19 protein-coding genes and 1 riboswitch are annotated in these 26211 nt (G+C 65.1%); of the genes, 13 read left to right on the top strand and 6 right to left on the bottom strand.

The features are described 5' to 3' along the window. Positions 1-205: 205 nt before the first annotated feature. Together ACQKRQ_RS16780 and ACQKRQ_RS16775 are read left to right on the top strand one after the other, a co-directional pair. On the top strand, positions 206-1264 hold the full coding sequence (locus tag ACQKRQ_RS16780) for an aminotransferase class I/II-fold pyridoxal phosphate-dependent enzyme (protein WP_427478235.1): 1059 nt from the start codon (positions 206-208) through the stop codon (positions 1262-1264). A 15-nt stretch (positions 1265-1279) separates the two neighbouring features. Further along, entirely contained in the window at positions 1280-1702 is a 423-nt protein-coding gene (locus ACQKRQ_RS16775) for a tautomerase family protein (RefSeq protein ID WP_427478233.1), read from the top strand. Positions 1703-1886: 184 nt separating this feature from the next. Here the strand turns inward: ACQKRQ_RS16775 and crcB are convergent, their stop codons facing one another. Continuing rightward, positions 1887-2267 carry a fluoride efflux transporter CrcB gene (gene crcB / locus ACQKRQ_RS16770; RefSeq protein ID WP_132374975.1) on the bottom strand — a complete coding sequence of 127 codons (381 nt, stop codon included), beginning with the start codon at positions 2265-2267 and terminating at the stop codon, positions 1887-1889. 78 nt (positions 2268-2345) lie between these two features. Continuing rightward, positions 2346-2407: riboswitch (Fluoride riboswitch) on the bottom strand. Positions 2408-2554: 147 nt separating this feature from the next. Continuing rightward, entirely contained in the window at positions 2555-3742 is a 1188-nt protein-coding gene (locus ACQKRQ_RS16765; RefSeq protein ID WP_427478231.1) for an ammonium transporter, read from the bottom strand. Positions 3743-4143: 401 nt separating this feature from the next. On the opposite strand from ACQKRQ_RS16765, the gene ACQKRQ_RS16760 reads away from it, so the two are divergent. Continuing rightward, positions 4144-5889 carry a sensor histidine kinase gene (locus ACQKRQ_RS16760; RefSeq protein WP_427478229.1) on the top strand — a complete coding sequence of 582 codons (1746 nt, stop codon included), beginning with the start codon at positions 4144-4146 and terminating at the stop codon, positions 5887-5889. A gap of 3 nt (positions 5890-5892) precedes the next feature. Here ACQKRQ_RS16760 and ACQKRQ_RS16755 read toward each other — a convergent pair whose 3' ends face one another. Then, positions 5893-6216 carry a hypothetical protein gene (locus tag ACQKRQ_RS16755; RefSeq protein ID WP_408179221.1) on the bottom strand — a complete coding sequence of 108 codons (324 nt, stop codon included), beginning with the start codon at positions 6214-6216 and terminating at the stop codon, positions 5893-5895. 126 nt (positions 6217-6342) lie between these two features. Then, the gene (locus tag ACQKRQ_RS16750; protein ID WP_132374971.1) at positions 6343-6924 is read right to left on the bottom strand and encodes a DJ-1/PfpI family protein; all 582 of its coding nucleotides are present in this window, start codon (positions 6922-6924) and stop codon (positions 6343-6345) included. 120 nt (positions 6925-7044) lie between these two features. On the opposite strand from ACQKRQ_RS16750, the gene ACQKRQ_RS16745 reads away from it, so the two are divergent. The 5 genes from ACQKRQ_RS16745 (at position 7045) to ACQKRQ_RS16725 (ending at position 12144) form a co-directional block, all read left to right on the top strand. After that, positions 7045-7536 carry a GNAT family N-acetyltransferase gene (locus tag ACQKRQ_RS16745; protein WP_427478227.1) on the top strand — a complete coding sequence of 164 codons (492 nt, stop codon included), beginning with the start codon at positions 7045-7047 and terminating at the stop codon, positions 7534-7536. After that, on the top strand, positions 7533-8006 hold the full coding sequence (locus ACQKRQ_RS16740; RefSeq protein ID WP_132374969.1) for a hypothetical protein: 474 nt from the start codon (positions 7533-7535) through the stop codon (positions 8004-8006). The genes ACQKRQ_RS16745 and ACQKRQ_RS16740 overlap by 4 nt, the downstream gene beginning before the upstream one ends. Before the next feature lie 87 nt (positions 8007-8093). Beyond that, complete coding sequence (locus ACQKRQ_RS16735) at positions 8094-8549, top strand: Rrf2 family transcriptional regulator (RefSeq protein ID WP_427478224.1); 456 nt, start codon at positions 8094-8096, stop codon at positions 8547-8549. Positions 8550-8693: 144 nt separating this feature from the next. Beyond that, a complete protein-coding gene (locus ACQKRQ_RS16730; protein WP_427478222.1) occupies positions 8694-9341 on the top strand; it encodes an NAD(P)-dependent oxidoreductase in 648 nt (215 codons plus the stop codon). Between the two features lie 178 nt (positions 9342-9519). Beyond that, positions 9520-12144, top strand: coding sequence for a mechanosensitive ion channel domain-containing protein (locus tag ACQKRQ_RS16725; protein WP_427478220.1), 2625 nt, complete (start codon positions 9520-9522; stop codon positions 12142-12144). A 103-nt stretch (positions 12145-12247) separates the two neighbouring features. Here the strand turns inward: ACQKRQ_RS16725 and ACQKRQ_RS16720 are convergent, their stop codons facing one another. Then, a complete protein-coding gene (locus ACQKRQ_RS16720; RefSeq protein ID WP_427478365.1) occupies positions 12248-12817 on the bottom strand; it encodes a cysteine dioxygenase in 570 nt (189 codons plus the stop codon). Positions 12818-13053: 236 nt separating this feature from the next. Between ACQKRQ_RS16720 and ACQKRQ_RS16715 the strand changes: the two genes are divergently transcribed. After that, positions 13054-13527 carry an Lrp/AsnC family transcriptional regulator gene (locus ACQKRQ_RS16715; RefSeq protein WP_132376926.1) on the top strand — a complete coding sequence of 158 codons (474 nt, stop codon included), beginning with the start codon at positions 13054-13056 and terminating at the stop codon, positions 13525-13527. A 203-nt stretch (positions 13528-13730) separates the two neighbouring features. Continuing rightward, positions 13731-13940 carry a hypothetical protein gene (locus ACQKRQ_RS16710; RefSeq protein ID WP_408175779.1) on the top strand — a complete coding sequence of 70 codons (210 nt, stop codon included), beginning with the start codon at positions 13731-13733 and terminating at the stop codon, positions 13938-13940. A 133-nt stretch (positions 13941-14073) separates the two neighbouring features. Here ACQKRQ_RS16710 and ACQKRQ_RS16705 read toward each other — a convergent pair whose 3' ends face one another. Continuing rightward, the gene (locus ACQKRQ_RS16705; protein ID WP_427478363.1) at positions 14074-16596 is read right to left on the bottom strand and encodes an FUSC family protein; all 2523 of its coding nucleotides are present in this window, start codon (positions 16594-16596) and stop codon (positions 14074-14076) included. Between the two features lie 203 nt (positions 16597-16799). On the opposite strand from ACQKRQ_RS16705, the gene recC reads away from it, so the two are divergent. Genes recC through ACQKRQ_RS16690 form a run of 3 tightly spaced genes read left to right on the top strand, consistent with a single transcriptional unit; the run spans position 16800 to position 26115 of the window. After that, positions 16800-20183, top strand: coding sequence for an exodeoxyribonuclease V subunit gamma (gene recC, locus ACQKRQ_RS16700; RefSeq protein ID WP_427478218.1), 3384 nt, complete (start codon positions 16800-16802; stop codon positions 20181-20183). Further along, positions 20180-23872 (top strand): exodeoxyribonuclease V subunit beta, encoded by a 3693-nt coding sequence (recB, locus tag ACQKRQ_RS16695; protein WP_427478216.1) that lies wholly within the window; start codon positions 20180-20182, stop codon positions 23870-23872. Before recC ends, recB begins: the two co-directional genes overlap by 4 nt. Next, a complete protein-coding gene (locus ACQKRQ_RS16690) occupies positions 23869-26115 on the top strand; it encodes an AAA family ATPase (protein WP_427478214.1) in 2247 nt (748 codons plus the stop codon). The genes recB and ACQKRQ_RS16690 overlap by 4 nt, the downstream gene beginning before the upstream one ends. Positions 26116-26211: the final 96 nt, after the last annotated feature.

Here is a 26211-nt window from a genome sequence, read left to right as displayed (position 1 = left end):
TAGAAGTTTCCCCAAACCACTTGCGGAGCGGGTCATGGGCGCAAATGAGGGTGCCCATGATCGAGTGTGGACGTCGCAAACCCAGGCGGCTTAACTGAAGAGGTAGGCGCAGCGTTTAGTGCCGGAGGATGAAATTTTCATGTCGTTGAGAGTGATACAAAGTCCCATATCGGGGAGTGCTCGGATAGATGGTAAGAAGATCATCGTGCTCGGCTCCAACAACTACCGGGGTTTGGCAAACCACCCCGATGTGCTGGCCGCGTTTCATGAGGGCTTGCGGCAATATGGCGCCGGCACCGGGATGAACCCGCCGCTTGCAACCACGAACGCGCATCGGCGACTCGAAGAGGCTTTGGCCGAATTTCATCAGACCGAGGCGGCGGTGGTCTTCAATTCCTGTACGGCAGCGAATCTCGCTCTACTCGACACCGTTACAACCGCGGGTGATCTGATTTTCAGTGATGAGTTGAACCACGCGAGCATCATCGACGGGTGTCGATTAAGTCGGGCGCGAGTCGTGAGAGTGAAACACCGCAGCGTGGCGAGTTTATCGCAGGCATTGGAACAATCGTCTTCAGGTGAGCCGCAGCAACGCAAACTCTTTATTACCGATGGTGTTTTTAGCATGGAGGGATACACCGCGCCGCTACCTGAGTTTCTTGAAGCGACGACCCGTTCCAACACCATGTTCGCCCTCGATGAGAGTCACGCGGCGGGAGTGGTGGGCAACACGGGCCGAGGCAGTGCCGAACTCCATGACTGCATGGACAAAATTGACTATGTCACAGGGACGCTCTCGAAGGCGTTTGGCGCCGTCGGGGGAGGCTATATCTGCGCGAGCAATGAGCGCATCGCGGAACTCAAAGGGAAAGCGCGCTTGGCGCTTTTCAGCAGTTCGATAAGTCCGGCAGCGGCAGAAGCGGCGGCGGCCGCCGTTTCGCTGGCACGCTCGGATCTGGAGTCGCTGGAACGTATGCGCTACGTTGCCGAGAAATTTCGCAGCGGCGTAGCGCAACTCGGATTCAAGACGGTGAACAGCGAAAGCCCGATCACTCCGGTGCTGATCGGAGACGCCGAAATGACACAGGTGTTCTCGCAGTTGCTCGAGCAAGGGGGCGTCTACGTTCCGGCTTTGGCGTTTCCGGTCGTGCCCGAGGGTACGGCTCGCCTGCGCGCGCAGACATCCGCGGCACACGCGGACGACGATATTGACTTTGCGCTGAGCGTTTTCGAGCGCGTCGGCCGCGATCTGCGCCTCATCTAGCCGTAGAGGAATTCGATGCCCATTCAGACCATATCTTTATACAAAGGTCGTACTCCAGCGGAAAAGCGGCTTATTGCCGACTGTATTCAGGACGCGCTTTCTTTCGCTGGCTATCCCAGCAATGATCGCTTTCAGAAAATCCACGAGTACGAAGACAACGACTTCATTGTTGATCCCGTTTTCCCGAACTTCTCCGCGGCACCCCGGACTCGTGACTTCGTGCTGGTTCAAATCTGGATTAGCACGGGTCGTCCTGACTCGATGAAGCACGACATGATCGAACAAATTCAGCACAACCTCCGCACCCGCGTTGGCTTGAACGCGGCCGATGTCATGGTCGTTCTCCAGGAAACGGCACGGGAGAATTCATCGCTGTATCGAGGAGTACCGCCGGAACTGTTGCCGCGTATTGTGCCGAGGGCCGGTAACGCACAGTAGTGGACTGTGTGCTGCGTCGGCTTGATCGACGACATCAATACGGCGCTAGAACGCGCGGAGCGCGCGCTGTAAGCGGCGAAACGCGCCGGCAGGAACCGCGTCGTCTCGCGTCGGCAGCGGATGATTGAGCTTCACGAAGCGCAGCCAGGCGCGCGTGCGCCTCGCGCCGCCGCTCGCCGCGATTTCAGCGCGACAGCAGTGACACCGTCGCGATGCCGAGAATGGTCATCAGAAGCGAAGCGGCCACGTGAATCACGATCTCGCCCGCCGCCCAGCCGAGCCGGCCGTCCTGCAGGCGCTGCACCACTTCCGCTGAAAAAGTCGAGAAAGTCGACAGTCCACCCATCAGGCCGGTGATGACGAAGAGCCGCCATTCGGGCGCGATCTGCGGCGCCCGCGCGAAACCGGCGACCGCGACGCCGATGACGTAGCCGGCAATGACGTTGGCGGCGAATGTGCCGAGCGGCAAGCCGCTGAAGATGCCGTTCAGGCGGATGCCCAGAAACCAGCGGAACAACGAACCGAGCGCGCCGCCGATGCCGACAGCGAGAATGGACCAATACATGAGAGGAGGCCTGGCAAAACCGGCGTGTCGACAAACCGGACAGAGCGAGGAGCGCGATGCCGCCTCCGCGTTCATCCGGACGAAGCAGGCATCATCAGCCACGAGGGCGGTTAAAGGAGAATGCCATCTCCAGCGCAGAAGTCTAACATTGGCAGTGCATGTGGGGACAGGTCGGCGCGGTCACGAACGGGGCGCTCGCACGTGCTGACCGAAGCGATGCCGCAAGTTCGGCGCCGACGAGATTCGTGCGGCGCATCTCGCGCGCCGCCGGCGCTCCCAGTCGAACCTCACTCCGACGTCGCCGAAATCTTGTGAATCGACAGATCGGCGCCGTTGTACTCGTCTTCCTGATCGAGCCTCAGCCCGACCGTCAGCCGGATCGCACCGTACACGAGTGTGCCGCCGAGCGTCGCCACGACGATTCCGCCCAGCGTGCCCACCAGTTGCGCGCCGAACGAAACGCCGCCCAGGCCGCCGAGCGCGCGCAGGCCGAAGATGCCTGCCGCGATACCACCCCACGCGCCGCACAAACCGTGCAGCGGCCATACGCCCAGTACGTCGTCGATGCGCCAGCGGTTCTGCACGCAGGTGAACATATGAACGAACAGCGCCCCGGCGATGCCGCCCGTCACCAGCGCGCCGAGCGGATGCATCACGTCGGAGCCGGCGCAAACCGCCACCAGTCCGGCAAGCGGCCCGTTGTACGTGAAGCCGGGGTCGTTGCGGCCCGCGAGCCACGCGGTCAGCGTGCCGCCGACCATCGCCATCAGCGAATTGACGGCGACGAGGCCGCTGATCTTGTCGATGGTTTGCGCGCTCATCACGTTAAAGCCGAACCAGCCGACCGCCAGCACCCAGGCGCCCAGCGCGAGGAACGGAATATTCGACGGCGGATGCGCGGCAATGCCGCCGTCGCGGTGATAACGGCCATGGCGCGCGCCCAGCAGCAGCACGGCCGGCAACGCGACCCAACCGCCGAACGCATGCACGACGACCGAGCCGGCAAAGTCGTGGAAGGGCACACCGAACACGTGGGCGAGCCGGTCCTGGATGCCGAAGCGGTCGTTCCACGCGATCCCTTCGAAGAACGGATAGATGAAGCCGACCAGCACGAACGTCGCGAAGAGTTGCGGGTTGAACTTCGAACGCTCGGCGATACCGCCGGACACGATCGCCGGAATCGCGGCGGCGAACGTCAGCAGGAAGAAGAATCGCACCAGCGCGTACCCGTTATGAGCTGCCAGCGACTCGGCGCTGCCGAAGAACTGCACGCCGTACGCAATCGTGTAGCCGATAAAGAAATACGCGATCGTCGAGACTGAGAAGTCCACCAGAATCTTGACCAGCGCATTGACCTGATTCTTTTTGCGTACCGTGCCGAGTTCGAGAAACGCGAACCCTGCATGCATGGCCAGCACCATCGCGGCGCCGAGCAGAAGGAAGAGGGTATCGGTGCCGGTTTTCAGACTTTCCATCGATGTGTCCTGCTTGTGCCAAAAAAGCGGGCAGTGAATGCAAGAAGTGGGCCAAACTTGTGCCGAAACGCGTCTATACGGTGCAAGTCGGCACCGGGATGGAATTTGGCGTGTATTTTGAGCAACGAGCCGTTAACCCGTCTGCACCTGAAACGGCACGAGGACGCACAAATAATGTGCATGAATTTTTCGACGCGAACTGCGCGACCCAAAGCGGGGCGAATTATTCGATTTGATTTACGTTTAATTCAAAAGCCTGACGTTTTGCGTGCGCCTGTTGTGCACGTTGGCGGCGCATGCCTGGCCGATGGCGTGCCCTCTTTGTTTTCCTGCACAATCGCCGACATAATGTCCCGTCCCCGCGCATGATCTGCCGGGCCACCGACCTCCAATGCGCACGCATGAGACTGACCACTAAAGGGCTGTTGCTGATCGCGATTCCGGCCCTCTTCGAGTTGGCGCTATTGTCCGGACTGGTCAAGGCGCAAGCAGATGCGACACAGGCGGAGCGCTGGGCTATCCACAGCGAAGAGGTGCTGCGCCAGACCACCGCGATCCTCGACCCGGTGCTGGGCGAGTCGGTGGCGCTGCGCGGCGCGGTGCTCGCTAACGACGCCCGTTTCTCCACACCGGTGACCGTTTGGATGGACGTCGACCGGCGCATCGATCAACTGGCCGAACTGGTCGCCGACAATCCGGCCCAAGTCGAACGCGTGGTTCAGGTGCGCCAGGCGGTGCAGGCTTACCGGCAATGGTCGGATCGCATTCAGGACATGCTGCATTCGGGCCGGCGGCGCGACGTGCTCGCGCGCTTCCGCGACCTCGCGCCGTCCGACGTGCTCGACCGGTTTCGTCAGCAACTCGCGGCGTTCCAGGCGGAGGAGCGGCGTCTCGACACACTGCGTTCGAATGCCGCCGACGCCGCCCGCGAACGGCAGCAGACCCTGGTGGTCGCGGCCGTGTTCGGCTCCCTGCTGTTCGTGGCGCTGGCGGTCTGGTTGTTCACGCGCGGCGTGCGCGGGCGGCTCGCGGTCCTTGCCGACAACGCCGGGCGCCTCGCGGGCAATGAGCCGCTGGCGCCAATCGGCCCCGGACGCGACGAAATCGCGCGCCTCGATCTGACCTTGCACGAGACCAGCCGGCGCCTGCTCGAAGCCGAGCGCATCCAGGCGCGCTTCCGGGCCGACCTTGCGCGCCGTACCGGCGAACTGGCGCGGATCAACGAGACCTTGCGTCAGCAGACCCAGGAAAACGAAATGTTCATTTACAGCGTGTCGCACGATCTGCGTGCGCCGCTGGTGAACCTGCAAGGCTTCTCGAAGGAACTGATTCGCTCGTGCGACGAACTGCGCGCCGCGGTGCGCGAGTCGTCGCTTGCGGCCGAGACGCGGCAGCGCATCGAACGGGTGGTCGACGAGGACATCGGCGAAGCGCTGCACTATCTGCAGACGGCGGTGCTGCGCGCTTCGCACATCATCGACGCGCTGTTGCGGCTGTCGCGCGTGGGCCGCGTGGAGTATCGACAGCAGAAGGTCGAGGTGCGCGATATCGTGCCGCGCGTAGTCGATGCGATGCAAGGCTCGATCCGCGCGCGCCGTGCTCATGTCAGCGTGGATGAATTGCCCGCGGTGTGGGGCGACCCCACCGCGCTGGAACAGGTGTTCGCGAACCTGATCGGCAACGCGGTGAATTATCTGGACCCGTCTCGGGAAGGCAGGATCGAGATCGGTACGACGCCGGCGCCGCCGGGCGTGCACTCGCTGCGGATTTTCTACGTGAGGGACAACGGTCTGGGTATTCCGGCGGTCGCCTTGCCGCGGCTATTCAATGCATTCCAGCGCTTGCACGGCAATGTGGCGGCGGGCGAGGGCATCGGCCTCGCGCTCGTGCGCCGCGTAGTGGAGCGGCATGGCGGACGTGTGTGGGCGGAGTCGAGAGAAGGCGTGGGCACGACGTTCTACCTGTCGCTGCCTGAAGCCGAAGCGCGGATCGCGCAACAGGCTGTCGGCACGCAAGCGCCACTGGAGGTGGCGAGTGTTCAAGCCATTCGGGACGCCCGCCCGGGCCCGGAAGATCGCGATCGAAAGAGTGGCAGCGGCGCCGCCGCGCATGCCGCGGATGCCCAGCCCGGCATCACTGCGCCGTAGCCGTTACGCGGTAAAGAGACGGCGTGGTTTGAGCATTCTGCTGCCGCGAATCGACCAGTAGCAGCCGAAGGCTATCAGGATCGCGACGCCCGTCAGGGCTTCCAGCGGCGCCGGGCGCAGACCGAGCAGGCCGTCCAGCGCAAAGAGGCCGCGCGCGGCGATCAGCAGCGCGGCCCATACCGAACACGCGGCTTGAGCCAGCATGCGCGTGCCTGCCAGACGACGCGCGCGGTTTTCGCGCGACCAGTTGGCCGGCGTACGTCCGCAGAAGAAGGCAATTGCCATCAACACGACGGCGAGAATGACGATCCAGTCGGTCAGTTGCATTGAAAAACTCTCCCAAGTCAGCCGGCGACTATAGGAAAGCCTTCCGCTACGTACTATCGGACTAGTCTCAAATAAGGGGAGCGTCGGCGAGCGCGAAGGCGCTCGCCGATGGATCAGCCAGACGGATCAGAGTTCGATGCGCGTGCCGAGCAGCACGAGGAATTGGCGCAGCCACTCGGGATGCGCGGGCCACGCCGGCGCGGTGACGAAATTGGCGTCGGTGATCGCGGCGTCGACGGGAATGTCGGCGTATTCACCGCCTGCCAGCTTCACTTCGGGCGCGCAGGCCGGGTAGGCGGAAATGCGCTTGCCGCGGATCACGTCGGCGGCGGCCAGCAGTTGCGCGGCGTGACAAATAGCCGCGATCGGCTTGCCCGCTTCGGCGAATTGCCGCACGAGTTCGATTACCTTGTGATTGAGCCGCAGATACTCCGGGGCGCGGCCGCCGGCGATCGCGAGCGCGTCGTATTGGCGCGGGTCGGCGTCGTCGAAGGTGGCGTTGAGCGTGAATTGATGACCGGGCTTTTCAGTGTAGGTCTGATCGCCTTCGAAATCGTGAATCGCGGTCTTGATCCGGTCGCCGGCCTTCTTGTTCGGACAGACCGCGTCGACCACGTGGCCGACTGCCTGCAGCGCCTGAAACGGCACCATCGTTTCGTAATCCTCGGCGAAGTCGCCGGTCAGAAACAGAATCTTCTTTGCCGCCATCGTATGCCTCCAATTGATCAACGGAACACAGCGAATGCTCTTTGACGCTCACGTCATTGACGTTCATAAGCTCAGGCAGTCTACTCCACTACGTTTGACAGAACCGCGACGGCTCACGCAATGGACACATTCGAATGGCGCGCGTTTCGCGCCGAGGATGCAGCAGCGCTCGCCGTGCTGTTTCGCGCTGCGATCAGGGCGCTTGCCGCCCCAGACTATGACGCGGCGGCGCGCGACGCATGGGCGTCGGCCGCCGCCGACGTGCCGGCTTTTGCCGCGAGGCTCGCACGCGGCGTGACGCTGGTGGCCTGGCGCGAAGGCAGGCCGGCTGCGTTCGCACAGCTTCATCCAGCCGACCATGTCGAGATGCTGTATGTGGCGCCGGCTCACGCGCGGCAAGGCCTCGCGGCAGGCTTGCTGATGCGTCTCGAAGCCGCGGCGCGCGCGTCCGGTGCCATGCAACTCAGCGCCGACGTAAGCCTCAGCGCGCGCCGCAGCTTCGAGCGAGCGGGCTTCGAGATGCTCATTGAGGAGCGCGTGCAGCGCAACGGCGTATCATTGGCGCGTTTTCGCATGCGGAAGCCGCTCGACGCGGCTCATACTCAATCATGATTTCATCGATACGTTCATCCTTGCTGCGCCGTGCCGCGTTCGTGGCCATCGTGTTCGGCGGGCTCGCAGCCTGTCAGAAGAATGACGCGTCCGCCGGGCAGGTTGCCGGCAAGCTCAACGACGCAGCCCAGGTCGCCGGTCAGAAGCTCGATCAGGCCGCCAGCTACGTCGGCCAGCAGGTCGACGCGACCAAGTCCGCCGCGCAGCAGAACCTCGATTCCGCCTCGGCGCCCACGATCAATATCGACCCCAACGCGCTCGCTTCGACCGCGCAGGCCAATCTGCAGAGCGCGGCGAGCGCCACCAATGCGCAACTTGGCAAGGCCGCGTCGCTGACCGGGCAAAGCCTCGAATCGGCGGGGCGCAAGCTCCAGGAATGGTCGGCGCAGAGTTCGGCATCGTCGACGAATGCTGCGGCTTCGTCGTCATCGGGCGAGTCGAGCGATGCGCAGAAGCAGATGGATAAGTGATATGCCGGCCGGAGTGCGTCGTCGTTTGACAGTCGGATTAAATGTAATTACTATGGTTACACATTGTCGTCGCCGGGCGGGTTTGCTGTGAACACGAGTAGCCGGTTTGCATTCGCGGTGCATGTGCTCGCGCTGCTGTCGTTGCAGGAGGGCGCGCCGCTCTCGTCGGACCTGATCGCGGGCAGCGTGAATACGAATCCCGCATTGATCCGGCGGCTTCTGAGCATGCTGGCGGAAGCGGGGCTCACTACCTCGCAGCTCGGCGCGGGCGGCGGCGCGCTGCTGGCTCGCGCGCCTGACGAGATCACGTTGCTCGAGGTGTACCGTGCGGTAGACGACGCGCAGTTATTCGCGTTGCATCGCGAGGAGCCGAATCCGGCGTGCATGGTCGGGCGCAACATCCAGGGCGTACTGCGCGGCATCATCGACGAAGCGCAGCAGGCCATGGAGGCCGCGCTCGGTGCGCGCACGCTGGCCGACGCCACAGCTGACGTGATGCGTGCCGAGAAGCAGCGCGAACGCAAGAAGCGCTCGCACGGGTGACGTAGCAAAATAGCAGTACGGAAGGGCGCGTGGTGGTCGATCGAAGCACGCGCCTCGCAACGAACGGGGGCTCAAGCCCCTCTTTTTTCCGCGTTATATGTAATCGATGTAGTTACATATATGCCAACGACAGGAGCATTGAAAATGAGCAAACAGTTGAAGATCGCGTTGTTCGGCGCCACCGGCATGATTGGTTCGCGGATTGCCGCCGAAGCCGCCCGCCGCGGGCATCAGGTGACAGCGCTGGCGCGCAATCCGGCGCGCGTGCCGACCGATGTGGCGAACCTGAAAGCGGCGCAAGCCGATCTGCTCGACGCGGCGAGCGTCGGCGCCGCAGTGCGCGGCCACGACGTGGTGGCGAGCGCCTATGCGCCGCCGCCAGACGATCTTGCGGCGCTCGACAAGGCGACTCGTGCGCTCGTCGAAGGCGTGCGCGCGGCGGGCCTGAAGCGCCTCGTCGTGGTGGGCGGCGCGGGTTCGCTCGAAGTGGCGCCGGGCAAGCAACTGGTCGATACGGAAGGCTTTCCGGACGCCTACAAGCCGATCGCGCTCGCGCATCGGAAGGTATTCGACTATTACCGCGGCGTGACCGACCTCGACTGGACTTGCTTCGCGCCGGCCGCAATCATCGCGCCGGGCGAGCGCACGGGCAAATTCCGCACGGGCGCGAACACGCTGCTGGCCGACGCCGAGGGCAATAGCCGCATTTCCGCCGAAGATTACGCGATTGCCTTCGTCGATGAACTGGAGCAGGGCCATTTCATCCGTCAGATCGCGACCGTCGCCTATTGAGCGTGAAACGAGGCTGAACCGGCCGCGCGCGGGCGTTACAAGCGCGACGTCAGGACCCACGCGCGGTCCTCACAACGTTTGAGCGCGCGCAAGCGTCCTAACATTCGGTTACGCAAGTTCGGTCGCTCCCGATAAAACTGCGGATACACTGGCGTCTCCCGTTTTCTTACGGATTGCCATGCAGTCATGCCCGTTGCGGCGTGAGTCCGAGGCTGCGCCGTCCAACGGCGGGCAGCCGGCGACCCACGCCGTCTTTCATTTTTCTTCCGACCGTGCCGCAGGCGACGCCCGTCGCGGCGCGCGCCCGCAACTCGGCGCCCGGCTGGGTGCATGGGCGGCCGCGGTCTTTGTCGCGCTGATCCTGTGTGTCGGCTGGCTGCCTGCGAAGGCGCTTGCCGCCGGCGCTGCCACCGGCACGCCCGTCATTCCGGCCTTGCAGAGCCTGATCAACAGTGCGACGGTGACGGCGACGCCCGCGTCTTCGGCCTCGGGCGCTTCGGCGGCGGAGGCGGCGTCCGCGCCGTCGCCGGCGAGTCAGGCGGAACTGGCGCGCTCGCTCGACAGCGTGATCTCCACGCTCGACAACGACCGCCAGCGCACCGCGCTCGTCGCCCAGCTCAAAAAATTGCGCGACGTCTCGCAAACGGTCGCGCCGCCCGCGCCCGCGCAGCCGAGCCCGGGCTTGCTCGGCGCGATCGCGTCCGGCATCGCGTCGTTCGAATCCGACGTGCATCAGGGCCGCACGCCGGTCCGCTATTGGGGCGGCCGCTTCAACGCGGCCGGCAATGAGCTCTACACGATCATCTCGGGGCAGGGGCACGAGAGCTTCGGCCGCATTCTGTTTTCCATGTTCGCGATGCTGGCCGGCTGGGGCGCATGCGCCGGCGCGCTGATCTATGTGCAGCACCGGCTGTACCGGCGCTTCGGCATCGTCATGGGACTCCAGCCGAATCCCACCACGCGCGAACTGTTGATTTTCGCGCTGCGCCGTGTCGGACCCTGGATCATCGCCTTCCTGGCCGCGCTATTGTTCGTGCGCGCCATGCCCGATGCGCTTGGCCGCACGCTCGGCATGGTGGTCGCGTATGCGATCGTCGCGGGGGCGGTGTTTTCGGCGATCTGTCTGATCATGTTTTCGCTGTTCGGCTCGGGGCATCGGCGGATCGCGGTGCGCCTGCTGATCGATCATGCGCGGCGCGTGCTGTTCGTGGTCGGCGTGTGCGGTGCGCTCGGCGACGCCGCCGTCAATTATGACGTCGCGCATCAGCTCGGCTCGAACCTCGCCGCGTTGATTTCGACGGCGGCCAACATGACGGCCGCCGTCCTCACCGGCTATTTCGCGCTCGCGTTTCGCCGGCCGGTCGCGCATCTGATTCGCAACCGGCCTTACGAACAGCGCACCAATCACAAGGCCGCGACCGACGCCTTCGAAGTGCTCGCCGCGTTGTGGCACGTGCCCGTGCTGGTGCTCGCTACCGCGTCGGTGGTCGCCACGCTTGGCGGTTCGGGTTCGAGCGAAAACGTGCTGCAGATTTCGGTGGTGACCGCGGCTCTGCTGGTGCTGGCGTTCTTCCTGTCGGCTATCGTGTTGCGCCTGACGCGTCCGCGCAGTGCGCGCGCGCGTCGCCGCTCGCCGTATCTCACGCGCTTGCTGCGCTTTTTCGGCACGCTGGTGACGCTCTTCATCTGGCTGTTTTTCTTCGAACTCGCGGCGCGTTTGTGGGGTGTGTCACTCGCCGCGGTGATCGAGGAAAACGTCGCGGCGCGCGGTATCGCGCACGCGGTGACGGCGATCGTCGCCACGGTGTTCATTGCCTGGCTGCTGTGGATTCTGGTCGACACGGCGATCACCGAGGCACTCAATCCGGCCGGGCCGCGCAACAAGGCGCGCGCGCCGAGCATGCGCGCCCGCACGATGCTGCCGCTGGTGCGCAACGTGCTGCTGGTCTCGATCATGACGATTGCCGGCATCGTCACGGCGGCGAATCTCGGCATCAATGTCACGCCGCTGCTGGCGGGCGCCGGCGTGATCGGCCTCGCAATCGGCTTCGGCGCGCAGTCGCTCGTGACCGACCTGATCACGGGGCTGTTCATCATCATCGAGGATACGATTTCGGTGGGCGACTGGATCGACGTGGACGGCGGCCATGCGGGCACGGTCGAGCATCTGTCGATCCGTACGGTGCGGTTGCGCGACGGCCAGGGCGCGATTCACGCGATTCCGTTTTCGCAGATCAAGATCGTCAAGAACCTGTCGCGCGACTTCGCCTATGCGGTGTTCGAAGTGCGCATGTCGTTCTCCACCGACGTCGATCAGATCACGCAACTGATTCGCGAGGTCGGCGCCGATCTGATGGCCGACTTCCGTTACCGCCGTGAGATGCTCGGACCGATCGAGGTGTGGGGGCTGGACCGTTTCGATCCGAACTGGATGGTCGTGAAAGGGCAGATCAAGACGCGGCCGTTGCAGCAGTGGAGCGTGGCGCGCGCCTTCAATCTGCGTCTGAAGCGCAAGATGGACGAAGCCGGCATCGAGATTCCGGTGCCGCAGATGCGTGTGTACACGTCGTCGAAGGACAGCGAAGGGCAGCCTTTGCAGGACGACGAGGTGTCGGGATTCGCTCCGCACCCGCATGAGCATGCGCAGACCGGAGCGGCGTCGGCGGCGCGGGCCGTGCATGCGCCGCTCGCCGTGGCGCGCGATGTGTCGCATGAACCGCGGCCGGCGCCACCGCCGACCGGGCAAACCGCGCCGATTCCGCCGCAGATTCCGACGGCAGGCGAGGTGAGCGGGAAGACTTGATGGCGCACGCGGTGCGTGGCTCTTGCGGGAGGGCGCGAGGCGTCGGCCTCGCGCGTCACTGGATCGTCAGGTGTGGAGTGCGGGGCAGCCGCGCCGCCTCGTTTCAGGTCAGCGCCGGCAGATCCGCCGCGCGCACGATGTCGTTGACGTGCGTCGCGATCTGCGCGCCCGCGACGCCGTAAATATGCAGCGAGACGGCAGGGGCATCGCTGCGATTACCCAACTGATGAATCCCGCCGCGGCCGCCTCGCACGAACGACACCGCGCCGGCGTTGCGCGCTTGCGTACGCGTGGCGCTCGCGCAATGCTGCGCGCCGTTCCATTCGAATACCGTCTCGCTCAGCGCGCCATCCACCACCGCGTAACCGCACCACGTGTGATGCGCGTGCACGGGGCTCGCCTGTTGCGGCAGCCACACCAGCGCCGCGATCGCATAACGGCCGTGCGGATCGGCAGCCAGCAGATGGCGCCGGTACTTCTCGAGCGAGCCCTCGCGTTGCGTCGCCGTGAGCAAATCGGGGTTTGCCGCGGCGTCGGCGAGCGCGATACGCATGTTGCGGGCGAAAAATGGCGAATCGGACGGTTCGGGAGAATGGGCGCAGGCGTCGAAGATCGCATCCAGGGCACCGCACAGACGCGTGAGCGGCGCGTTGCGCCCGGCGCGCAACAGCATGTCCACCGGCTCACGCGAACCCGCCTGAGCCGTTTTAACAGGTTGCACGCGTTGGGCTGGGAGGCCTTCGAGGGACGCAGAGCGGAGGTCTTGACTCATGATCGTTGGGCAGCGGCAGGCTGCTTATCGGTTATTTTCGGATAGCGATATTTATACCGGTTTGCCCGGAGAAAGAGTTTCCATATAATTCCCCCTGGAATCTGATAAGTAGAATAATTTCCTATGGGGGTGTCATGATGGGAATGGATATCATCGACCGGAAGCTGCTGGAGTTGCTGCAGGAGGACGCGACCATGCCGATCGCCGAACTGGCGCAACGCGTGAATCTGTCGCAAACGCCTTGCTGGAAGCGGCTGCAGCGTCTGAAAGAGGCGGGCGTGATCCGCGCGCAGGTCGCGCTTTGCGACGCGCGCAAACTCGGCGTGGGCACGACGGTGTTCGTCGCGGTACGCACCAACCAGCACACGGAGGAGTGGGCGCGAACCTTTACGCATGCCGTGCAGGAGATTCCGGAAGTGGTGGAGGTGTACCGGATGAGCGGCGAAACCGATTACCTGCTGCGCGTGGTGGTGTCCGATATCGACGACTACGACCGCGTCTACAAGCTGCTGATCGCCGCCGTGCCGCTGTACGACGTGAGTTCGAGTTTTGCGATGGAGCAGATCAAGTATTCGACGGCGCTGCCCGTCAGGCCCGCCGTGGTGAGATAGGGGGAAAGGCGGCGGGTGCATCGTTTGCCGTTCGTCACACAGCGAACCGCGCGGCGCGCCTGGTCAGCCGTTGAAGCTTCCAGCAAGCTCGCGCGCCCATGCCGCCGAGCATGCCCACTGCAAGCCGTGTGCAAGCTCAGTGGGCGTAGAATGCCGCCTTCCCAGACACCATCCGCGACTGCCTCGCGAACCGAGCCCGCCTCATGAACAAACCGCCGCGCAAGAAGAACCCGACCTTTGGCATTGCCGTCTTCATCGTGGTCGCGGTATTGCTGGTGATCGCCACACTCTTCTATAACGCCATCAAGGAAAAGCACGATTTCGAGAGCCAGAACGCACCGGCGCCGTCGATTTCGTCCGAAGCGGCGGCAGCGGCCAACGCCGCGAAGCCGGCAAGCGGCGTGGCTCAGTAAGACAGCGCGTACATCGGTTGGAGCGTCGCGCTCAATGTGCCGGCGAGACGCTCGCCGTCATGCAGACGGTCAATCCATCTAAAAAGCTAAAGGCACGCCGACCGCTCGAGGCGCAATGTCGGCCCACGCGGTTTCACTCGTCCGGCAGGCGAATCACGCTCGCATCCTTGCGAATCTGCGCTGCCGCCGACAGCATCTGCTTGCATTGATGCGCGAGCAACTTCATGTCATGCACGGCATCCGCCGAATAGCCCGGCGACTTCTCCGTTTCGACCACCATCGCATCGAGTTCGCGGCCCAGCAGTTTGATCTGCTCGTTCTGATCGGCGGCCGGCGCGGTGCCGGTTTCAGCTTCGGTAAGATTGTCGCGCACGACACTCAGCGCACGTTGCAGCGGCTGTAGCGAGACGCCTTCGACCTGCTGTTGCGCCGAGGTGCGCAAGAGCGGCGCGGCCGCGGTGATCTGCGAGGCGAGCACATGGCTGCGCACCAGCAGGCCGTTCAGTTCCGGTACGAACTTCTGCGCGGACTTCGGCTCGAGCATCATGCGCTGAAAGGCCTGGCCCAGATTGGCGAACGCGACGTGAACATTCTTGCGGGCGAGCCGGTAGCGATAATCGCGATCGAGCGCGGTCGCCGCCGCTGCGGCTGCAGCGGAGGCGCCGGCGGCCGGCTTCGCGGTCGGGTTGCTGACCGTGGTCGTGCCCGCACTGGCGCCGGCGTCGGCAATGGGTTTGGTTGTTGCATCGGTAGCCACGGCGGTCGCGGCGTTTGCGCTGCCGCTCGCAACGCTGCTTGTGCCTCCGCTTGTGCCACCGCTTGCACCTCCATTAACCGTCGCCAGCACGGGCTTGGCAAAGTCGATCGCCGGATCGGCCATCGCCGCCGCCGGAGCACGCGCTCCGGCTTCGGTCACGGTGGCGACCACGGCGGCGGCCGGCTTGCCGCTCCACCACCAGCTTGCTTCCAGATATTGGCGCGTGGCGTTGATCATGTTGTTGACGAGCTTGCCCATCAAACGATATTCCCAGTACGGGAACAGGTGGCTCGCCGCGATCGCGATCGCGCAACCCACCACGGTGTCGATCGCGCGTTCGCCGATGATGCGCATGCTGCCCGGCGCGAGCAGATGAAACATGAGCAGCACATACGACGAGGTGAACACCACGCTCGCCGTGTAATTGAACAGCAGCAGGCTGTAGCTCATCACCATCGACGCGAACATCACGACCAGCAGGATGTGCGGTTCCTTGACGAAGATCATCAGCGCGATGCTCGCCGCGCAGCCGATCAGCGTGCCGACGATCCGCTGCCCGTTACGCTGTTTGGTCAGCGAATAGCCCGGCTTCAGAATGATAACGGTGGTCATCACGATCCAGTAGGCGTTGGTGAGCGGCAGCAGGCGCCCGAGCCAGAAGCCCACGGCGACGGCGATCGTCACGCGCAACGCATGGCGGAAGCTCGGCGAGGCCATCGTCAGGTTCGAGAAAATCTGCCCGAACGGTACGCGCCGGCTCGACACGAATCGTGTGAGCGCCTGGTCGAGGCGCAATTCGGTCTCGGTCGTGCTGGGTTCGCTCGAGAGACTCTTGCGCATCTTGTCGATCAGACGCGTGGCACTCCAGACGCGCCGGAAAGTCGATGAGATGGCCGAATAAGCCTCGTGGTTTTTTGCCGGCAGATCCTGCTTGCGCATCAGGTCGATTTCGAATTCGATGGCGCGCAATTCCGCCTTGACGTTCACGCGCCCACGCGGCGCATGGTTTTGCAGCACCGCAAGCCCGATCTCCTCGAGATCGGCTGCCGCCTTGCGGATCAGATCACGGTAGAACACCAGCAGATCGGAGCCGCCGAACGTATTGCGCACCAACGGGTAATCCGTATGCGCGCCGACGAACAGTTCGTGCAGATCGACCGTATTGATGAACAGATTGAACAGCATGGCGCGGCGCGGTTCGAGCTTGCCGCTCTTGAACTTGGGCAGATTGCGCAGCACGATATCGCGCGCGGCGTCCTGGCGATCCACCGCGGTGATCTGCTTGTCGACCAGATTGCGATAACACTCGTCAAGATCGTTATCGAGGTCATAGAACTCGGCGCGCGCCAGCAGATAGTCGGCGCACGCGAACACGCTTTCGGCCAGCGCCTGCTGCTCGATGCGATGCATCATCCAGCGACTCACGAAGGTCGACCAGTAGGTGTACCAGAGGCCGCCAACCAGAATCCACGACGCATTGACGAGCGCCTGCATCGGCGTGAAGCGCTCTTCCAGCGTCATGATCATCATGAACAGCGTGGCAAAGCTGATCTGCGGCCAGCGGTTGCCGTACACGACGATCAGAGACAGCAGGAAGGTGAGCGGCACGACCGTGCACCACAACGCCACCGCGTTCACCGTGGCGAGCCCGGTGGCGAGCGCGGACAGGAAGCCGATCACCGTGCACGCCAGCATTTCGTTGTGCTTGTACTTGAGCGGGCCCGGCATGTCGACGACACAGGCGCCGAGCGCGCCGGTCGCGATGGTGAAGCCGAGTTCGCGATCGTGAAACACGATCAGACACAGTACCGCCGGTAACGACACGCCGACTGCGATGCGCAGGCCGCCATAAAAGTACTGGCTGTAGAGGAATTTTTTTATTTCAACCGAATAGCGCATCGACTGCCTGGATTCCATTCACTGAGAAAACCGCGGTTGAAGGGGCAGACCCAAACTGCCGTCGAGTCTAACTGATTTTATGGCTGATCTGACCTCGTCCGTTCGGCCAGGTTCTGCCTTGGGGATGCGTTTGTTATGCTGTCGCTTCAATGTCAGTCGCGGCCTGGGCGTTCCGCCCGCGCCGCCCGCAAGCCCCGGGATCCATGCTCCAGCTCTTCTACTCGAATCGCTACGAAACCCTTGTCGGCGCGCTGCTCGACGACCTGGCACAAGCGCCGTCCGATCCCTGGACCGCGCAGCCCGTGATCGTCCCGAGCGCGGCGGTGCGGCGCCGGCTCGAGCTCGATATCGCCGCGCGCCAGGGCATCTGCGCGAATGTCGACTTTGGTTATCTCGCGCAATGGCTGTGGGCGCAGATCGGCGGCGTGATCACGGTGCCGAAGCATTCGCCGTTCGCGCCGGACCGGCTCGTGTGGCGCTGCTACCGGCTGCTGGGCCAAGTGGACGATGTGGACGAAGCGCTGCCCTGGAATGCGTCGCCGCGTCTGCGCACGTATCTCGATGCGGCGGATGCTTCGATGCGCTACGAACTCGCGCGGCGCGTGGCGACCGTGCTCGACCACTATCTGACCTATCGCCCGGAGTGGTTGCTGCAATGGCAGAAGGGCGGCTCGATCTTCGCGAGCGGCGCGGCTGACGATACCGGTCCGCGCCTTGTCGGCGCGAGCGAAGCGGCGCGCGAGGACGAGCGCTGGCAAGCGGCGTTGTGGCGCGCGGTGCTCACTGAACTGTCGGGCGACGCGCAGACTCCCGCGGCCGCCTTGCCGCCTGCCTACCGCTTTCTCGACGAAATCGGCACGCTCGATCTCGAGGCGATCTCGAACGCACAGTGGCCCGAAGCGGTCAGCGTGTTCGCGCTGCCGACCATGCCGCCGTTGCACGTGGCATTGCTGCGCGCGCTCTCGCGCTGGGTCGACGTGCGGCTATACGTGATGAATCCGTGCCGCGAGTTCTGGTTCGACGTCGTCAGCGCGGGGCGCGTCGAAGCGCTCGACGCCGCCGGCCAGCTCGACTATCAGGAAGTCGGCCATCCGTTGCTTGCCGAGTGGGGTCGCCAGACTCAGGCACAGCTGCACATGCTGTACGAATTGACCGAGAGCGCCGCTTCCGGCGAGACCGGCGATTTCACCGAGAATGCGCAACCGAGCTGGCTTGCCGCCGTGCAGAACGGCATTCTCGATCTGTGCGACGAGACCGATGCCGACGAACCGCCGATCGAACGCGGCATCGAAGTGCACGTCTGCCACAGTCTGTCGCGGCAACTCGAAGTGCTGCACGATCGCCTGCTCGGCTGGTTCGATGAGTTCGACGATCTGCAGCCGTCCGACGTGCTGGTCGCCGTGTCCGATCTCGCGGCGGCCGGCCCCTTGATCGACGCCGTGTTCGGCACCACGCCGCCTGGCGACACGCGCCGCATTCCGTATCGGATCACCGGCTTGCCGCCGTCGCAGGCCAATCCGGTTGCGCGGTTGCTGCTCGATTGGCTGGCCTTGCCCGAGCGCAGCGTGGGTGCGCCGGATCTGATCGAATGGCTGCGCGTCGACGCGATCGCCGTGCGTTATGGGATCGACGCCAGCTCGCTCGAAGCCGCGCAGGAGTGGTTGGCGGCGGCCGGCGCGCGTCGCGGGCTCACCCCGGTCGAGCCGACGGGCGAACACGTACCGATCGCCCGTCATACGTTCGCGGATGCGCTCACGCGCCTGTATCTCGGCTATGCGATGCCGGAGGGCGGTGAACCCGTGGACGCCTGGCTGCCGATCGAAGGCGCCGGCGGCTCGGATGCGGAATTGCTCGGCCGCCTGTCGCGTTTCGTCGACGACATCGACAGTTTCGCGGCGAATTGCGCAATCGAGCGCACGCCTGCCGAGTGGACCCAACTGCTGCTCGAAACGCTCGCGCAATGTTTCGACGGCGGCGTCGAGTTCGCCGATTCGCTCGCCGCCGTGCGCGACGCGATCGACAAGATGGGCGACGCGATGCAAGCCGGCGCGCAAGAGGTCGCGCTGCCCGCCGCGGTGGTGCGCGGCGCGCTCACCGAAGCGCTCGACGACCCCGCGCGCGGCGGCGTGCCCTGGGGCAGCGTGACGTTTTCGTCGCTGACCAGTTTGCGCGGCTTGCCGTATCGCGTCGTCTGTCTGCTCGGCATGGACGACGGCGTGTTGCCGAGTCTCGCGCGCGCCGACGAGTTCGATCTGATGGCCGCGTTCGGCAAGGCTGGCGACCGTCAGCGCCGCGACGACGAACGCAATCTGTTCCTCGATCTGCTGCTCGCGGCGCGCGATCGTCTCTTCATCGCTTATACGGGTCGCAGCATTCGCGACAACGCGCCGTTGCCGCCCGCCGCACTGGTCGATGAATTGCTCGACCATCTCGCGCAGGTGTCGGCGGGCGAGGGCGCTAGCCCCGCCGAAGTCGAGAGCGCGCGGCATGCGTTCATTGTCGATCATCCGTTGCAGGCGTTTGCGTCGGACTATTTCTCGTCGCAATCCGAGCTGTTCAGCTACGACGCGGATCGCGCCGAGCTGGCCACGTTGCTGGCTGCGCCCACGCATGCCGCTGCGGCTCCGTTCTTCGATCGACCGCTGCCGCCGGAAGAGCCGGCACCGATTGCCTTCGACGAATTCGTGCGTTTCTGGCGTCATCCGACGCGGGCGCTGTTGCGCGACCGCCTGGGCATCGTGTTGTCGGAAGCACAAGGCGAATTGCTCGATACCGAGCCGTTCGACCTGGATTACGCGGGGCGCGATGCATTGGCGGACCGCCTTTTGCCCGTGCTGCTCGACGTGGATACGGACGACGACGTCGTGTTCGAGCGCGTGCGCCGTGTGGCGGCGGCGAGCCCGGAATTGCCGGGCGGCGCGACTGGCGCGGTGTGGCGAGCGCGCGAGCTCGGTGCGTTGCGTCAGCTCGCCGACAGCGTGCGTCGCGAGGTGGCTTCGGGTGTCGAGCGTTTGCCGTTCGTGCTCGACATCGCGCCGCGCTGGCCCGCGAGCGAGGAGCTTGCCGGTGCGCTGTTCGGTCCGCATGACGCGCTGCTTCGGCAAGGCGCCGAAACGCCGTTGCAACTGCACGGCAGTCTGAACCTGCTCACCGAAACAGGACAAGTGATTTTCCGCTACGCCAAACCTACCGCACGCGACTATCTGTCGGCATGGCTCGCGCATCTGGTCTATTGCGCCGCGCAGCCGAACGGCCCGCGCCGCACCGTATGGCATGGCAGCGGCGAGAGTTTCGAACTCACGCCGGTCGCTGCGCCGCTCGACGAACTGGCGCCGCTCGCCGCGTTGTTCAAGGCAGGCCGCATGCTGCCGCTGCGCTTTTTCCCGAAGAGCGCGTGGACCAAAGTCAGCGAAAGCGATTCGGCCGCGCAGGGCGTCTGGATCAACGACCGCGTGCGCGGCGAGTCCGACGATCCCGCCTTGCGGATCGCATTGCGCGGCACGCCGCTGACGCTCGACGAGCCGTTCGGCAGCCTCGCCGCGATCGTGTTCAAACCACTCATGCAACATCTGCGGAGCGCGTCATGAGCGGCGCCACGAAGCATTACGCGCTGGTCGCCGAAGAACTCGACGTGTTCGCCTGTTCGCTCGACCGCGTGAATCAGATCGAGGCTTCGGCGGGCACTGGCAAGACCTGGAATATCTGCGCGTTGTACGTGCGCCTGCTGCTCGAAAAGAACCTGAACGCGGACCAGATTCTCGTTGTCACGTTCACGAAGGCGGCGACCGCGGAATTGCATGAACGCATTCGCGGGCGCCTGGCCGAACTGCACCGCGCCATCGAAATGGATGACGACGGCGGCGATCCGTTCGTCCGCCGTCTCTTTGAAACGACGCTGGGGCCGGAGCGGGGCATCGAGCGCGAGGGCGCCTTGAAGGTGGTGAGGCGTGCGTTGCGCACCTTCGACCAGGCGGCGATCCATACCATCCACGCATTCTGTCAGCGTGCGTTGCAGGAGGCGCCGTTTGCCGCCGCCATGCCGTTCGCCTTCGAAATGGAAGCCGACGACGCGGCGTTGCGCTTCGAAATGGCGGCTGACTTCTGGCGTGAGCAGGTGGAACCGGTAGCGCATGCGCATCCTGCGTTCGCCGCGTGGCTGGTGGCCAAACGCGCCGGTCCCGCTTCACTCGATGAACAACTCGCGCGGCGTCTGAAGAAACCGTTGGCGCAGTTGCGCTGGGGCAAGGTCGACGCGAGCGGCAATGGCACCGATCCGCAAGCTGGTTTCGAAGCTGCTTGCGACCTCTGGCAAGCGGAGCGCGATGCGATTGTGAGTTTGCTGACTCAGGCGCAAGACCGTCTGAGCAAGACCTCGCATAAGCCCGATCATGTGAGCGCCGCGATCGCTGCATGGACTGAGTACTTCGCGCAGGGCGACTACCATGCGCCGCCGCCGAGGGCCGCGTTGAAGCTGACGGCATCGGCGTTGAAGAAGGCCACCAAGGTCAAGTTCGAACCGCCCGAACATGCGTTCTTCGAGCACGCTGAAGCGCTGGCGGCAGCCGTGATCGCGGCCGAAGCCGCGCAACGCGCGCGCTGGCTCTCGCTCGTGCAAACCTGGCTCGACTACGCGCCCGCTGAACTGGTGGCGCGCAAACGCACGCGCCGCGTCGTCTCGTTCGACGATCTGCTGTCCAATTTGTACCGCGCGCTCGCGGCGCATCCGTGGCTTGCCGATGCGTTGCGCACGCGTTACCCCGCAGCCCTGATCGACGAGTTTCAGGACACCGATCCGCTGCAATTCGCGATCTTCAGCCGCATTTTCGCGCCGGCCGGTCCGCTGTTTCTGGTTGGCGACCCGAAGCAGGCCATCTACAGTTTTCGCGCGGCGGATCTACACACCTATCTGGCGGCGCGTGAGGCAGCCTCCGCGTGCTACACGCTGGCCGTCAATCAGCGCTCGACCGCGCCCATCGTCGAGGCTTGCAACCGGCTCTTCGAAGCGAATCCGCAAGCGTTCGTGCTGGATGGCCTCGACTATCAACCGGTGCGTGCGGGCGAACGGCGCAGGCTGCCGTTTTCCGATCCGGACACGAGCGCCGGCGACTTCCGTATCTGGACCTTGCCGCAAGGCGACGCCGCGCTGACCAAACGCGAGGCTCAGCGCGAAGCGAGCGAAGCGTGTGCCGCCGAGATCGTGCGGCTCCTGCGCGGTGCGCGCGAAGGCGCGGTGACGATCGGCGATGCGCCGCTCGCGCCGGGCAACATCGCGGTGCTGGTGCAAACGCATAAGCAGGGCAGTCTGATCAAACGCCTGCTGGCCGCGTGGGGTGTCGGCAGCGTGGAGCTGGCGCAGGCGTCGGTGTTCGCGACGCTCGACGCCGAACAGATCGAACGCGTGCTGGCCGCCGTCGATACGCCTGGTGATCTGCGCCGTCTGCGCGCCGCGCTGGCGACCGACTGGCTGGGCCTCGACGCCGCGGCGCTGTGGCGGCTCGAGCAGGTCGCCGACGCGCCATCGGTCGCCGACGATCCCGCGCACGCCGGCGACGCGATGGGCTGGGTCGAACGTTTTTCGCGCTACCGCACGCTGTGGCACGAGCGCGGCTTCGCGGTGATGTGGCGCACGCTGATGCGTGAGCTACGCGTCGCGCAACGGCTGGTTGCCGCAGCGGACGGCGAGCGGCGCCTGACGAACGTGAACCACCTGGCCGAACTCGTGCAGGCGCGCGCCGCGACGCAGCCCGGTATCGCGCCGACCTTGCGCTGGCTCGCCGCGCAACGCACCCAGGGCGGTGGCGACGACGCGCAGTTGCGTCTCGAGTCGGATCGCAACCTCGTGCAGATCGTCACGGTCCACAAATCGAAAGGGCTCGAATACGCGGTGGTGTTCTGTCCGTTCCTGAACGACGGCGCGTTGCGCGAACCGCCGTCGTCCGGTTTGCCGGATGCGCGCGAGTATCACGACGAAACCGGCGATGCGGTGCTGCACTACGGTTGCGACGACGCGGAGGCCGAGCATGCGTCGCGTTACGCGGTGCGCGAACAGGCGGCGGAACGGGCGCGGCTCGTCTACGTGGCGTTGACGCGTGCGGTGTACCGCTGCTATCTGGTCGCCGGCACGTATCTGTCGTCGCGCTCCGGCAAGGAGTCGCGCCGCAGCGTGTTGAACTGGCTCGTGGCCGGCGGTGGTCATGATTTCGGCGACTGGCTCGCCGAGCCGCCCGACGAAGCCGCGTTGTCGGCACGCTGGCAGGCGCTGGCGGGTGGCCCGATCACGCTGGAGGCGCTGCCCAGGCCGCAGCGCCGCGTGCCGCTCGAAAGCCTTCAGGACCGCGGCGCGCGAATGCAGGCGCGAGCCAACCGCAGGCCGTTGCGCGATCAGTGGCGCATGGCGAGTTTCAGCGGCCTGATCGCCGCCGGCAGTAAAGCCGAAGAGATGCATGCGCCGGCGGAAGAGGTGCGTCCCGATCACGACGAGATTGCCGATGCGCTCGTCGTCACGCCGGCGCCCATGCCACAGGCGCCGGCCTACGATGAAGACGACATCCTCGCGTTTCCGCGTGGCGCCGCGGCGGGCGATTGTCTGCATCGCATGTTCGAACTGGCTGATTTCACCGAGCCGCGTACATGGACCGACGCCATCCGCGGGGCGTTGCGCGAGCGTCCGGCGCCGGCTGTGCCTGAACTCGCCGCACGCTTGCCGGCGATGATGCACAACCTGCTCAGGGACGTGGTCACTGCCGAACTGCAGCCCGGCATGACGCTCGCCAAACTGAACCCGCGCCGTCGCCTGAACGAACTCGAGTTTCTGTTCGCGGCGCCGTCGCTGGATTTCCCTGCGTTGCGTGAACTGCTGATTGAACACGGCTATCCCGACGTCGCACTGGAACCCGGCGTGTTGCGCGGGTTCGTCAAAGGATTTATCGACATGATCGTCGAGCACGACGGACGGTTCTGGATCGTCGACTGGAAATCGAACCATCTGGGCGACACCGCCGCCGACTACGCCGCCGCGCCGCTCGAAGCGGCCATGGCGAGCCACGCGTATCACCTGCAGGCACTGCTTTATACGGTCGCGCTGCATCGTTATCTGAAAACGCGGGTGCGCGATTATTCGTACGACACGCACATCGGCGGCTATCTGTATCTGTTCGTGCGCGGCGTGCGTCCGCATTGGCGCGACGCGGACGGACCAGCGGGCGTGCATATGCGGCGCCCGGCATTCGAGCTGGTTGCGCTGCTCGATGCGGCCATGATCGGGGGTGTCGCATGAGCGCGTTCGAACAGAGCACATCGGCGCCGCCTGAGCTCGACGACATCGGCGTGAATCTGCCCGCGCCGGCGGATTTCAGTATCGCGCTCGCCGAAGGTTTCGCGCGCCGCATCGGCGCGCTGGCGCGGCGTGGCGGCGCGTCGGCTGAGGCGGTCAAGTGGGCGGCGCGGGGTGCATTCGCCGCGAGCCGCGCGACGGCTGAAGGGCACGTGTGCGTGCCGCTTGCGGTGCTGGCGCGACGCTTCGAGGCGTCGAGCGCCGAAGCTCGCGCGGCCTTGTTCGCTAGCGGCATGGCGAGCGATGGTTCGCAAAGCGCGGCGGCGTTGCGGCCGCTGGTGGTCGATGGGCAAGGGCGCTTGTATCTGGCTCGCTATTACGACTACGAGCGGCGGCTTGCACGCGCGCTGGTGGCGCATGCGGAGGCGGGGGCGGAAGCGGGCCAGCGGACGGAGGCGCGGACTCGTGCGCTTGACACTGCGCACGACGATTCTCACGCGGGATTGTTTGCCGGCGCTGACGCCGATGCGCGTACAGGCGCGAGAGCGAGCGCTGCGGCCAACGTCGGCGCCGACGCTGGCGCGGGTGCGGGAACCAGAGTGAACTCGAGCGCGAGCCCCGACGCCCAAATCCTACACGAGCGTCTCCTACGCTATTTCGGTCCGCCCAAAGACAACGAAGTCGACTGGCAACGTGTCGCGGCGGTCATGGCGCTGTCTGGGCAACTCACCGTCGTCAGCGGCGGACCCGGCACCGGCAAGACCACCACCGTGGTCGGCGTGCTGGCCTGCCTCCTCGATGCGCGTGCGGATTTGCGCATCGCACTCGCGGCGCCCACGGGCAAAGCCGCACAGCGCATGCAGGAGGCCTTGCTCGCGCGCGCCGGCGATTTGCCGCCTGAACTGGCTGCGCGTTTGCCGCAGACGTCGTACACCCTGCATCGTTTGCTCGGCTCCGGTCCGGGAGGACGCTTCCGGCATCATCGGGACAATCCCTTGCCTTACGACGTCGTCGTGATCGACGAGGCGTCGATGATCGACGTCGCCATGGCCGCGCATCTGCTCGACGCCATCGCCCCGCAGACGCGTCTCGTGATGCTCGGCGACAAGGACCAACTCGCCGCCGTCGAGGCCGGCGCGGTGTTCGCCGAACTCAGCGCGCGTCCGGCTTTTACGCAAGGTGGTTTGCGGCGGATCGCCGAGGCGCTCGGCATCGACGAGACACGGCTTACGCAGGCATTGCCGGGTGCATCGCGGGGCTTCGGCGCGGAGCCTGCCGATATTTTCGCGCAACCCGATGCGTCGGACGACGATCTGTTCGCCTATACAGGTTCGCCGGACGCTTTCGATGAACTACCGGCGAGCGACCTTTTCGAAAGCGCAGCACCAGCGCCGACGTCCGCCTCGTCCACGCAAAGCCCGCTTGCCGATTGCGTCGTCTGGCTCGAACGCAACTATCGGTTCGGCCTGGAGTCGCCGATCGGTCGACTGTCGCTCGCAATTCGCAACGGCTCGGCGAGCGCCGCGCTCGATGTCCTGCGCACCGATCCCACGGAAACTTGCGCTGCGGCGCTTCACGAAGATACGCATGCGACGCTTGCCGAGCGCACCGTCGCACGGCTCGCCGCAGGTTTCGCGCCCTACGCCGAGACGCTTGCCACAGCGCTAGCAGCCGAAACGCCTGACCCATTGCCGCTGTTCGACACGTTGAATCGTTTCCGCATTCTGTGCGCGACCCGCTCCGGGCCACGCGGCGTCGATCAGGTGAACGCGGTGATGGCGGCGCAGGTGCGGCGCGCGGCGGGGGTGACGCTGGCAGTGGGCGCGCAGTGGTTCGCCGGGCGTCCGGTGATGGTGACGCGCAACGATTACGCGCTGGGTCTCTTCAACGGCGATATCGGCATTGCGCTGCCGGGCGCGAGCGGCGCGTTGCGTGTGTATTTCCGGACCGGCGACGGCGGTTTGCGAGCGGTGTCGCCGGCGGCGCTTCCACCGCACGACACCGCGTTCGCGCTCACGGTTCATAAGTCGCAAGGCTCGGAGTTCGAGCACGCGGTGCTGATGCTGCCGTCGGTATTTAGCCGGGTGTTGTCGCGCGAACTGGTGTACACGGCGATCACTCGCGCGCGAGAACGGGTGGAAGTGATCGGCGGGCGCGCCGTGCTGGCGCAGGCGATTGCGACGCCGACACAGCGCGACTCAGGGTTGGCCGCGCGGATAGCGGAGGTGTGGCGCGGCGGTAAATAGCAGGTGCGGTTAGCGCGGGCTGCTTGGCGGCCCGATCACGCAAATTAAGCTGCCGGAACGGCAGAACGGCAGAACGGCAGAACGGCAGAACGGCAG

The organism is Paraburkholderia sp. NPDC080076 (genome assembly GCF_050281145.1).
Lineage (GTDB): Bacteria > Pseudomonadota > Gammaproteobacteria > Burkholderiales > Burkholderiaceae > Paraburkholderia.
This window is presented reverse-complemented; position numbering and strand designations above follow the sequence as displayed.